Origin of the sequence: Marivita sp. (assembly GCF_020055635.1) — a bacterium.
Lineage (GTDB): Bacteria > Pseudomonadota > Alphaproteobacteria > Rhodobacterales > Rhodobacteraceae > Marivita.
In genome coordinates this window covers 24,724-35,727 of record NZ_JAIPUT010000046.1, presented here as the reverse complement: position 1 = coordinate 35,727, position 11,004 = coordinate 24,724, and the positions used below count along the sequence as shown (strand labels likewise).

The window sequence follows — 11,004 nt, the reverse complement described above, 5'->3', positions numbered from 1 at the left end:
GATGTCGCGCAGACCGGCGCCATCGAACGGCAGGCCAATCCACAGCAGGACCGGCATGAGCGTCACGCAAGGCCAGAACACGCGGATGGCCAGCGCGTGCAGCGGGTCGAGCCCGCTTTGCCGGAACACCACGGCATAGGTGCTCCGCAAGACGGCAGCAGACAGAAACAGCAGGTGACCGCGCCACGCACGTCGAGCGCACCGACCGCCACCGACCACAGGCTCATCATGATGGCGCCGACCAGGATCAGGACCAGCCCGCCGACGGCGGTCCGGCCGCTCGGCCGCAAGCGCCTAGGCCGCGAGGGCCGCCCAGAACGGCATGGTCCCGGGCGCCAGCGCCCCGGCATCCGAGGCCTACCGAAGGCCAAGCATCAGCAGTGCCGGGAAGCCGATGCGCGCGCCGATCATCATCAAGAGCTGGGCCGGCAGGGGGCAGACCGTGCGGGACGACGCCCTTGCTCAGCATCGCCAGCGCCAGCAGAATATCGGCGGGCACCATCCGCAAGAAGATCAGTTCGGCCACGGTAAACGCGCCGTCGACGGCGTTCCGCGTTACCAGCATGAAGCTGGCCCAGATCGAAACGGTGGCAAGGGCGGCGGCCAGTCCGAGGCCTTGCCGGGCGGCCGGGGGCGGCGCCACGGGGCACCTCGCCGCTCTCCCGCTCTCCGCGGCGGATCTCGTGGGCGGCGGTCGGCACCATGCTGGTGAGCATAATTGCCATTGACAGCAGGACCGGTCGGATCAGGTTAAACAGGGTCATTAACAAGGCGCGTCCCATGAAACAGATTCTATTGGCAGCAACAGTTGTATCTATGATCCTCGTTGGCAAGGCCGGGGCCCATGAATTCTGGATCGACCCTGCCGCCTACATGGTCGCCCAGGGCGAAACGGTCACCGCGCAACTGCGTGTGGGGGAGGCCTTCAACGGCACGACCATGTCCTATCTTCCACGGAATTTTGAACGCTTCGAGGTGATGGCGGGTGGCCAGGCCCTCGAGGTCCGGGGCCGCATGGGCGATATTCCCGCCCTGTCCATCGACGGTCTGCCAGACGGGCTTGCGGTCGTGGTGCATGAAACCACATCGCGCGATCTGACCTGGACCACCTGGGATCGGTTCCTGGGTTTTGCCGAACACAAGGACCTGGGCGATGTGACCACGATGCAGGCTGAACGCGGGCTGGATCAGGACGACGTGCGCGAGACCTATTACCGCTACGCCAAATCGCTGATCGCGGTGGGCGCGGGGGCGGGATCCGATACGCGGGTCGGCATGCTGACCGAGCTTGTGGCGCTGGCCAATCCTTACACCGATGATGTCTCGGGCGGGGTTCCGGTGCAGCTGTGGCTGAATGATGCCGTTCGTGCCAATGAACAGGTGGAACTGTTCGACCAGGCCCCTGACGGCACGGTCACGATCACCACTCACCGCACCGATGCGGATGGCATCGCGATCTTGCCGGTTCAACCCGGCCACATTTACATGGCCGACGCCGTGACGCTCGAACCGGTGGACCCAAGACTGCCCAATGACGCCGAATGGCTGACGCATTGGGCCAATCTGACCTTTGCCGTGCCCTGATAGGTGGCACTCCGTCTGCAAACACCCCGGCCCGCGCCACGGCTGTCTTGTCGGCGCGCGGCCAACCCGCTAAAGCATCCTCGATCTTCGAGGAGACGAGCCATGGAAAAATTCACCACCCTGACGGGCATTGCCGCGCCCATGCCCCTGATCAATGTCGATACCGACATGATCATTCCCAAGCAGTTCCTGAAGACCATCAAGCGGTCGGGCCTTGGCGTGAACCTATTCGATGAAATGCGCTATGACGACAATGGCGATGAGATCCCCGGTTTCGTGCTGAACAAGCCCGCTTATCGCAACGCCGAAATCCTCGTGGCCGGCGAAAACTTCGGCTGCGGATCGTCGCGGGAACATGCGCCCTGGGCCTTGCTGGATTTCGGGATCCGGTGCGTGATCGCGCCGTCTTTTGCGGACATCTTTTTCAACAACTGTTTCAAGAATGGCATCTTGCCGATTGTTTTGCCGCAAGAAGATGTCGACAAGCTGATGGATGACGCGGACCGCGGCGCCAATGCGGTCGTCACGATCGATCTGGAAAACCAGACGATCACCGGGCCCGATGGCGGCTCGATCGGGTTCGAGGTCGATGCCTTCCGCAAGCACTGCTTGTTGAACGGGCTGGACGACATCGGTCTGACCCTCGAAAAATCGGCGTCCATCGATGCGTTCGAGGCACAGGCGGCACAGGCGCGCCCCTGGGTCTGACACCGATCGCCGACGATTGGTGATGCAATACGGAAACACCGCCCCGTCAATTGGGGCGGAAATGTGGCAAGACTTGGCCGAAATCTTGCGCAGGTGTCTTGGTTTGGGCACGTTACCGCCAAAACAAAGCTCTTAAGCCGTGGTTAACCATGGACTGACGGGTAACGGGACCGGGCATTGCCTGGCCGAAATTTGAGGTGGTAGGACGTGCTTTCGCAGCTCATCGGTGCTGTGGTTCGGGCGATCATTGTCTTGTTGGTTGTTGCGACCCCATCGCTGATCCTTCCCGGTACAACCGCGGAAGGGGCACAGATGGTGACCCTTGTCGGCCTTGCTTTGGCCGGGTTCGTAGCCATGGAATATGGCGCAACCTACCCTGCACTGGTCGAATTCCGCGACGCTCCTCCCTTCAACCGTGTTCGCGCCCTGACGCTGATGCTGACCCTGTTCAGCTTGAGCGTCGTCATCGCCGGTGGCCCCGATTCCAGTCTTGCCCTCGTTTTGCGGGCGCTGGGTCTTGTGATGGGCGCGGCGCTGGATTTCCCCTGGAGCCCGATGACGGTCATTCTGGATCGCCTGCCCGACGGCATGGCCCCGGTGTCATTGGCCGAGATCAAGGTCATGGTGGGGCTTACCATTTTCATCATGCTGGGTGCGCTTGCCATCTTTGCCCTGCTGCTCCGGCTTCGCCAATGGCCGAACCGCGAAATGGCGTTCAATGTCTGGATCAACCTGCCCACATTCGACCCGACCGCCGGCGGAGACGTGGTCAAACGCCTGAAGCGGGACGCGCGCATTAACATCATATTAGGGTTTGCGCTGCTATTTGTCGTTCCGATGATCGCAATTTTCGCGGCACGGCATATGGGCATGTCCATACTCGGGTCGCACCACACGATGGTCTGGGGGATTGCGTTGTGGATGTTCCTGCCGTTGAGCCTGTTCATGCGCGGCCTCGCCATGGGGCGCATCGCCGACATGATCACGAACCGGCGCGCCCGGCTTGTGGCGGCAGTGGCCGCCGACGCACCTCGCACCGCCTACTGATCCCGCATTTCGTGGCGTTGGCCGTTCTGTCCGGCGCCAGCGCATCGGCTGAAACCCTGCGGGTGGCCACCTATCACACATCCCTGTCCCGCAACGGCCCCGGGCTCTTGCTGCGGGATCTGCAGTCGGGCGATGACACCCGGATCATCGCGACCCTGTCCGTCATCGCGGCGGCCGCGCCCGATATCCTGGTGCTGCAAGACATGGATTACGACGCGGACCATGCCGCGTTGCGGCGGCTGGCCGATGAACTGACCGGCCTGGGTGTCGATTACCCGCACCATCTGGCGCTGCGACCGAATACCGGCCGACCTACCGGCGTGGATATCGATGGCGACGGCCGCAGCCACGCGGCCCGCGATGCCCATGGCTACGGGTTCTTCAACGGGCAGGGCGGCATGGCCGTGCTGTCGCGCCATCCGATCGGGGACATCCGCGATTTCAGCGCGTTTGTCTGGGCGGATCTGCCCGGCGGTCATGCTGCCGACGTCGTGCCGGCCCCGGCCCTCGACCTGCTGCGGCTGCATTCCGTGGCCGCGTGGGATGTCCAGATCCTGACGCCGTACGGGGCGCTGCATCTGTTGACAAGCCACGCCAGCCCGCCAGTGTTCGACGGTCCCGAGGATCGCAATGGCCGCCGCAACGAGGATGAATTGAGGTTCTGGCAGTTGTACCTCGACGGCTGGTCGCCCGATGGCGCCCGGTTTGCCGCCGACCGTTTTGCGGTGATCGGAACGCTGAATGTCGACCCCATGCGCGGCGAGGGGCGACCGGGCGGCATCGGGCCACTGGTGACTCATCCCAGGCTTCAGGATCCGCGCCCCCGGACCGGGACAGGCGGCACGGCCACCGCCGACTGGGCCGACCCGACGCCCGGCGATCTGAGGGTCGACTACATCTTGCCTGCCGCCATGATGGATGTCGCGGCCGCAGGTATCATTTGGCCGGGGGACCAGCCGATCATGGGCATCACCGCCGAACAGGCCGCCGCCGCCTCAGATCACCGCCTGCTGTGGCTGGATCTGCGGTTCTGAGGTCCGTGGGGCCTGCGCCACGTGCCGCGCGTGGATGTGCCTTGGCAGGCATTGGCCGACGGGTTGAAGCCGGCGCTCACTTGACCCTTCGGCAAGGGGCGACTAGGCGATGGCGCAAAGCAATTTCCATCCAGAGGGACCCCGCACATGACCGACCGTTCGCTTCTCATTCTGCCCGGTGACGGGATCGGCCCCGAGGTGATGGCCGAGGTGCGCAAAGTCATCGACTGGTACGGCACGCAAGGCATCGCCTTCGACGTCAGCGAAGACCTTGTGGGCGGCGCGGCCTATGACGCCCATGGCACGCCGCTGACCGACGCGACCATGGCCAAGGCGCAAGAGGTCGACGCCGTCCTTCTGGGCGCCGTGGGCGGCCCGAAATACGACGTGCTGGATTTCAGCGTGAAACCGGAACGCGGCCTGTTGCGCCTGCGCAAGGAAATGGACCTGTTCTCGAACCTGCGCCCGGCGCAGTGTTTCGACGCGCTGGCCGATTTCAGCAGCCTGAAAAAGGATGTGGTCGCGGGCCTCGACATCATGATCGTGCGGGAACTGACCTCGGGCGTCTATTTCGGCGAGCCGCGCGGCATCCACAAGGAAGGCAACGAACGCGTGGGGATCAACACCCAGCGCTATACCGAATCCGAGATCGCACGCGTGGCCCGGTCGGCCTTTGAACTGGCGCGCAAGCGCAACAACAAGTTGTGTTCGATGGAAAAGGCCAATGTCATGGAATCGGGCATCTTGTGGCGTGACGTGGTCACCGAGGTGCATGCCGCCGAATACCCCGATGTCGAACTCAGCCACATGTATGCCGATGCCGGCGCCATGCAGCTGACCCGCTGGCCCAAGCAATTCGATGTCATCGTGACCGACAACCTGTTCGGCGATCTTCTGTCCGACCTCGCCGCGATGCTGACCGGATCGCTTGGCATGCTGCCCTCGGCCAGCCTTGGCCTGCCGATGACCAACGGACGGCCCAAGGCGCTGTATGAACCGGTGCACGGCTCGGCCCCCGATATCGCGGGCCAGGGCAAGGCCAACCCGATTGCCTGTATCCTCAGCTTTGCGATGGCGCTGCGCTATTCCTTCGACCTGGGGGCCGAGGCCACCAAGCTGGAACAGGCCGTCGAGGCGGTTCTGGCCGATGGCCTGCGCACGGCTGATCTGCTGGGTGACGATGGCGTTCAGCCGGTGTCGACCGCGCAGATGGGCGATGCCATCGTCGCCAAGCTGGCCGCAGGCGCCTGAGGTGAAAACGGCGCTCATCACCGGTGCTGCGCGGGGGATCGGCCTGGCCACCGCGCATCTCTTCCTCGAAGAGGGGTGGCAGGTGGTGATGGTCGACCGCGACGGCGCGGAACTGACCCAAGCCGCCGCCGGGCTCGACCATGCCCGCGCGGTGGTCGCCGATATCTCGATCCCCGATCAGGTCGACCGGGTGCTGGCCGAGGCGGACATCGCCCGGACCGGGCTCGATGCGCTGGTCAACAATGCCGGCGTCGCCGATTTCGGACCGATCGAAGGCACCGGTTTCGATCGCTGGCGTGAGGTGATGGAAACCAATCTCGACGGTGTCTTCCTGTGCAGCCAGGCCGCCATCCCGGCGCTGCGAAAGGCCAGGGGGGCGATCGTGAACATCGCCTCGATCTCGGGCCTGCGCGCCAGCACCCTGCGCGTGGCATACGGCACATCCAAGGCCGGTGTCATCCAGCTGACGCAGCAACAGGCGGTGGAACTGGGGGAATACGGAATTCGCGCCAATTGCGTCTGTCCGGGCCCGGTGCGCACGAAACTGGCCATGGCCGTCCACACACAAGATATCATCGACGCCTACCATGATGCCATCCCGCTGAACCGCTATGGGTCGGAACGCGAAATCGCCGACGCCATCGTGTTCCTGTGTTCCGATCGCGCCAGCTACATCACCGGCCAGACACTGGCGGTGGATGGCGGGTTCGAGGCCTCCGGCGTCGGTCTGCCCGCGCTGCGCCGCTGAGATGCGGAAACGCTGCGGCGCATATGCAAGGCAGGATTGCGCGATCGTCTCTTGATCCTTGGTGGCGATCCGCGTTGTGTGGGGGTGAACCCGACCCAACGATCTGATTGACCATATGACCTCGACCGCCGGAAACACACGAAACGGGGTTCTGCTGTCGCTTGCCGCCTTCGGAATTTTCGCGACCCATGACGTGATCATCAAGTATCTCGGCGGCAGCTATTCGCCGTTCCAGATCGTGTTCTTCAGCGTTCTGTTCGGGTTTCCGTTGGTCACCTTCCTCTTGATGCGGGATGAACGGGCATCGAACCTCAGGCCGGTGTATCCCGTTTGGACGGGCCTGCGCACGGTGGCCGTGGTGATCACGGCGGTATGTGCCTTCTACGCGTTCACGGCACTGCCACTGGCGCAGGTCTACGCGATCTTGTTCGCCTCGCCGCTTCTGATCACCCTGATGGCCATCCCGATGTTGGGCGAACGTGTCGGCATCCGGCGCGGTCTGGCAGTCCTGGTCGGCCTGCTCGGGGTGGTGATCGTGTTGCGGCCCGGCACCACGCAGCTTGAGCTGGGGCACCTGGCGGCGCTGGTGGCCGCGATCTTTGGTGCTTTTGGGTCGGTCATCGTGCGTAAGATCGGGCAAGAGGAACGGTCGGTCGTGCTGATCCTCTACCCGATGATGGCCAATGTCGTCTTGATGGGCGCGGCAATGCCCTTTGTCTACCAGCCGATGCCGGGCCAGGACATGGCGGCGCTGGCGGTGATCGCGGTGCTGGCGCTGGTGGCGACAAGCTGCCTGATCTGGGCCTACCGCCTTGCACCGGCGGCGACGGTTGCCCCGATGCAGTATTCCCAGATCATCTGGGCCACGGCTTTCGGGGTCGTGCTGTTCGATGAGGCGCTGGCATGGCAGACGCTGGCAGGCACGGCGGTGATCGTCGCGTCCGGCATCTACATCGTGTTCCGCGAGGATCGCGGCGGCGGCTCCGCCAACACGCCGGTTCTGCGCACCCGGTCGCGCGTGGTCGCCCCCGCCGCGCCACGGGTGGGCACGTTCCTGACCGATGAACAACGCGACGTTCACACCCAAACCCAAGACGCCTGAGCCGGTGGAAGGCCCTTGCAAAGCCCTGCGGCAATGGCTATCCCGCGCGGCACGGTCGGAGTGTAGCTCAGCCTGGTAGAGCACTGTCTTCGGGAGGCAGGGGTCGGAGGTTCGAATCCTCTCACTCCGACCAGTTTTTCAAGCACCAGGGCGAAGGATCGTGTGGCGCTTTTGGGTTCGGCAAACCCAAGACAGGGTCGATATCCCTTGTGCTCGGTCGCGGAACGTGTCGCCTTGGGGATGTTGCCGCATCACCGCGCATCTTTTTCAAACCCGCTATGAAACCTGAAATTCTGACAACGCTTCCGGGGTACTCGCGCAGCCTGTTCGTGCAGGATGTCCTGGCCGGGCTGACCGTTGCGATGGTGGCGCTGCCCCTGAGCCTTGCCATCGCGATCGCGTCGGGGGCCGACCCGGCCAAGGGGCTTGTCACGGCCATTGTCGCGGGGTTTCTGATCTCGCTGCTGGGGGGCAGCCGGGTGCAGATCGGCGGGCCAACCGGGGCCTTCATCGTCGTGGTGTTCGGGGTGATCGCCGAACATGGCTATGATGGGCTGGTGATCGCAACCATGATGGCTGGGCTGATCTTGCTGGTGGCGGGGTTCTTTCGTGCCGGAAACCTGATCTCGCTAGTGCCCGAACCTGTGATCAACGGGTTCACCATCGGGATCGCGATCATTATCGCGACCAGCCAATTCAAGGATGTTCTGGGCCTGCAGGCGGACCATGTACCGGCAGAGTTCATCACCAAGATCGAGGTTCTTTGGGCCGCTCGCGACACCGTTTCGGGTGCCGCCGCCCTGATTGGCATGGTGACGATGGTGCTGATCGTCGTGTTGCGCCGCGCCTTTCCCAGGTTTCCGGGCCTGATCGTCGCAGTGGCGCTGACCTCGGCGGTGGTGGCGCTTGCGGCTTTGCCGGTCGATACGATCGGGTCGCGATTTGGCACGCTGCCCAATTCCCTGCCCTGGCCGGCGCTGCCCGACATCAGCCTTGGCAGAATGATCGAGCTTTTGCCCTCTGCCTTCGTCATCGCGTTCCTGGCCGGGGTCGAATCCCTATTGTCGGCCATGGTCGCCGACAGGATGATCGAGGGGCGCCACCGGCCCAATGCCGAGTTGCTGGCGCAGGGGGCGGCCAATATCGGATCGGCACTGTTCGGCGGCATGCCCGCGACGGGGGCCATCGCGCGCACCGCAACCAACGTGCGCGCGGGTGGCAAGACGCCGGTTGCGGGCCTCGTGCATGCCTTGGCAATTCTGGTCGTGATGATGGTGGCGGCCCCGATGGCGGGGTACCTCGCCATGCCGGCGCTGGCCGGGTTGTTGATCCTGACGGCCTGGAACATGAGCGAGCCGCACAAGTGGCGCGGATACCTTGCGCAACGGCGGTCCGATCAGTTCTTGTTGCTGCTGACCCTGGTTCTGACGGTGGTCGCCGATCTTGCGGTGGCGATCGGTGTCGGTGTCACGCTGGGGCTGGCCCTGCGCATGCACCGCCGCCATGTTCCGCCCTCCGACTGGTCCGGGCCGGATCGGTAGAAAGGTCCGGGCACGGCCGGCGGGGCTCACCCGGTCTCGGACCCTTCGCTGAGGATCGCCAGCACCCGCGCATCCGGCCCGATGCCCGGCAAGCCCGCGATCAGGGCCGCCAGCCCCGCGCCGCCGGATGGCGTGGTCGCCAGACCATGATCCGCCAGGCGGGTGACGCCGCTTGCGGCCTCATCCTCGGTGAGGGTCACGAACCTGTTCGCATCATGGGCAAGCCCCGCAAGCGCCACCAGCGACGGCGTCTTGCAATCCAGCCGCCCCATGGCGGACACCGGCCCCTCCGCCGTGACCAACGCGCCCGCGCGGATGCTGTCGAACAGGGCCGGTGCCGCGTCGGGTTCGACGACGATGATGGCGGGCGCATCCCCCCAGCTCGCCCGCGCATGAGCTGCGACGGCGGCGGCCATGCCGCCCACGCCCGCCTGCAACAGGATATGGGTGGGCGGTGCCGGGATCTGGCGTGCGGCCTCGTCGGCCAGTTGCAGATACCCCTCCATCACGCGCATGGGCAGGTCGGTGTAGCCGTCCCACGTGCTGTCGGACAGCAGCGCCCAGCCTTGTGTCGCGGCGTCGCGGGCGGCGGCGTCCATGCTGTCCTCGTAGGTGGCGCCCCGGCGCACCACGTCCGCGCCTTTCGCGCGCAGGCGCTGTGCAAAGGTCTCGGGCACTGTTTCGGACAGGTAGATCACCGCGCGCCCGCCGAACAGGGCGGCACCGGCCGCGACCGACAGACCGTGGTTTCCCGCGCTGGCCGCGATATAGGTCCGGCCCTGCAAGGCCTTGTCCCACGGGCCATCGCCGCGCGCGGCACCAGCGGCGTGCGCGATCGCGAAGGCCGCGCCAAGCGCCTTGAAGCTTCCCAACCCCATGCGCCCGCGTTCATCCTTGATATGCACGGTTTCGACCCCGCACAGCGCCGCCAGACCGGGATGCGTCGAAAGCGGCGTCTGGGCGTGCCGGGGGCAATGCGCCAACAAGGCCCCCACCGCAGAGGCATCGGCACGGGGGCGCAGGTGCGGCATCCCCGGCATCCCCAGGCCCAGGTAAGGGTTTTCGATGATCTGTGGCATTCGGTCTGCCCCTGCTGTCAGGCGCGGGGTCTAGCCGCGCGCGCCGTAGTATAGGCCCACCACGTGTTCAGCCTCGGCAAAGAACAACCAGCGCGACGCAAGGATACCCGCCACGTGGCTCAGCACCGCCAGCCCGCCCAAAAGGTGGCCCGCCCCCGGCAACAAGATCAGCGTGATGGGCACGACATAACCAAGGCCCAACGCAATCGCGCGGAGTTTCAGGCTGTGCTTGCGGCCCACCACATGCACCATTTCCTTCAGCAGGTAATTGCTTCCGGTGTGCGGCGGCTCGAAGGCGCGAATACGGCCGGGGCGTCCCAGCCCCGTGGCGCTGGCGATGGTATGGCCCGCTTCGGCAAAGCGTTTGTCGCCCACCTGCCAGTGACCCAGTTGCAGCATCAGGGCCAGGATCATCAAGACAGCGGTTTCGGTGATCTGGCCCGCCATCAGCGCCCCGCCCGCAAGGCTCAGCGAAACAAGATGCAGGGGCGTCAGAACCTGGTTCCAGCGCGGCACGGATTTCAGCTGCGTGTAGATCATCGCGGTGGTGCCGACAGTCGCCAGGGACAACCCGGCTCCAATCCAGCCCAACACCATGATGCGCGTGCCGAAAAACACGGCGGCAAAGGCATAGACCCCCATGACGACCAATGCCGCCACGGCCGCCCATCCCTCGCGACTCAACCAACTGGTGCGCCACTGGGTAAACGCCAGAAGCGCGCGCTCGGGATGACCCAGGTGAAAGGTCGAAGCCGCAAGCCCGCCGACCGCCAGCGCATAGGCGATCAGGAAAAACCAGAACGCGCCCCACCCGGTCACGGCGGGCTGGCCGATGCCCAGAAACACCAACAGGCCGAACCCGAGGCCGGACAGGGTGGTGAACACGATGACCGAAGGGGCCGGATGCATG

Annotated in this window: 11 protein-coding genes and 1 tRNA gene; 10 read left to right on the top strand and 2 right to left on the bottom strand. The window is 65.0% G+C overall.

Going from position 1 to position 11,004, the window contains the following annotated elements; genetic code table 11:
• The first annotated feature begins 458 nt into the window (after positions 1-458).
• The 10 genes from LCF60_RS17985 to LCF60_RS17940 all read left to right on the top strand — a co-directional run bounded on the left by LCF60_RS17985 (position 459) and on the right by LCF60_RS17940 (position 9,015).
• Entirely contained in the window at positions 459-728 is a 270-nt protein-coding gene (locus LCF60_RS17985) for a hypothetical protein (RefSeq protein WP_292293669.1), read from the top strand.
• Positions 729-780: 52 nt separating this feature from the next.
• The gene (locus LCF60_RS17980) at positions 781-1,584 is read left to right on the top strand and encodes a DUF4198 domain-containing protein (protein ID WP_292293668.1); all 804 of its coding nucleotides are present in this window, start codon (positions 781-783) and stop codon (positions 1,582-1,584) included.
• A gap of 102 nt (positions 1,585-1,686) precedes the next feature.
• Entirely contained in the window at positions 1,687-2,292 is a 606-nt protein-coding gene (gene leuD / locus LCF60_RS17975) for a 3-isopropylmalate dehydratase small subunit (protein ID WP_292293666.1), read from the top strand.
• A gap of 312 nt (positions 2,293-2,604) precedes the next feature.
• The gene (locus LCF60_RS17970) at positions 2,605-3,339 is read left to right on the top strand and encodes a hypothetical protein (protein WP_292293665.1); all 735 of its coding nucleotides are present in this window, start codon (positions 2,605-2,607) and stop codon (positions 3,337-3,339) included.
• An 11-nt stretch (positions 3,340-3,350) separates the two neighbouring features.
• On the top strand, positions 3,351-4,373 hold the full coding sequence (locus tag LCF60_RS17965) for an endonuclease/exonuclease/phosphatase family protein (RefSeq protein ID WP_292293664.1): 1,023 nt from the start codon (positions 3,351-3,353) through the stop codon (positions 4,371-4,373).
• Positions 4,374-4,520: 147 nt separating this feature from the next.
• Positions 4,521-5,624: a 3-isopropylmalate dehydrogenase gene (gene leuB / locus LCF60_RS17960; protein ID WP_292293662.1), complete on the top strand. Its 1,104-nt coding sequence runs from the start codon at positions 4,521-4,523 to the stop codon at positions 5,622-5,624.
• A gap of 1 nt (position 5,625) precedes the next feature.
• The gene (locus LCF60_RS17955) at positions 5,626-6,372 is read left to right on the top strand and encodes an SDR family oxidoreductase (RefSeq protein WP_292293661.1); all 747 of its coding nucleotides are present in this window, start codon (positions 5,626-5,628) and stop codon (positions 6,370-6,372) included.
• A 115-nt stretch (positions 6,373-6,487) separates the two neighbouring features.
• Positions 6,488-7,474 (top strand): DMT family transporter, encoded by a 987-nt coding sequence (locus tag LCF60_RS17950; protein WP_292293659.1) that lies wholly within the window; start codon positions 6,488-6,490, stop codon positions 7,472-7,474.
• Positions 7,475-7,530: 56 nt separating this feature from the next.
• Positions 7,531-7,607 (top strand) — tRNA-Pro (locus LCF60_RS17945).
• A gap of 145 nt (positions 7,608-7,752) precedes the next feature.
• Complete coding sequence (locus LCF60_RS17940) at positions 7,753-9,015, top strand: SulP family inorganic anion transporter (protein WP_292293658.1); 1,263 nt, start codon at positions 7,753-7,755, stop codon at positions 9,013-9,015.
• A gap of 26 nt (positions 9,016-9,041) precedes the next feature.
• On the opposite strand, the gene LCF60_RS17935 is transcribed toward LCF60_RS17940, so the two are convergent.
• Together LCF60_RS17935 and LCF60_RS17930 are read right to left on the bottom strand one after the other, a co-directional pair.
• Positions 9,042-10,094, bottom strand: a complete 1,053-nt coding sequence (locus LCF60_RS17935) for a pyridoxal-phosphate dependent enzyme (RefSeq protein WP_292293657.1) — start codon at positions 10,092-10,094, stop codon at positions 9,042-9,044.
• 30 nt (positions 10,095-10,124) lie between these two features.
• On the bottom strand, positions 10,125-11,003 hold the full coding sequence (locus LCF60_RS17930; protein ID WP_292293655.1) for a DmsC/YnfH family molybdoenzyme membrane anchor subunit: 879 nt from the start codon (positions 11,001-11,003) through the stop codon (positions 10,125-10,127).
• Position 11,004 lies beyond the last annotated feature (1 nt).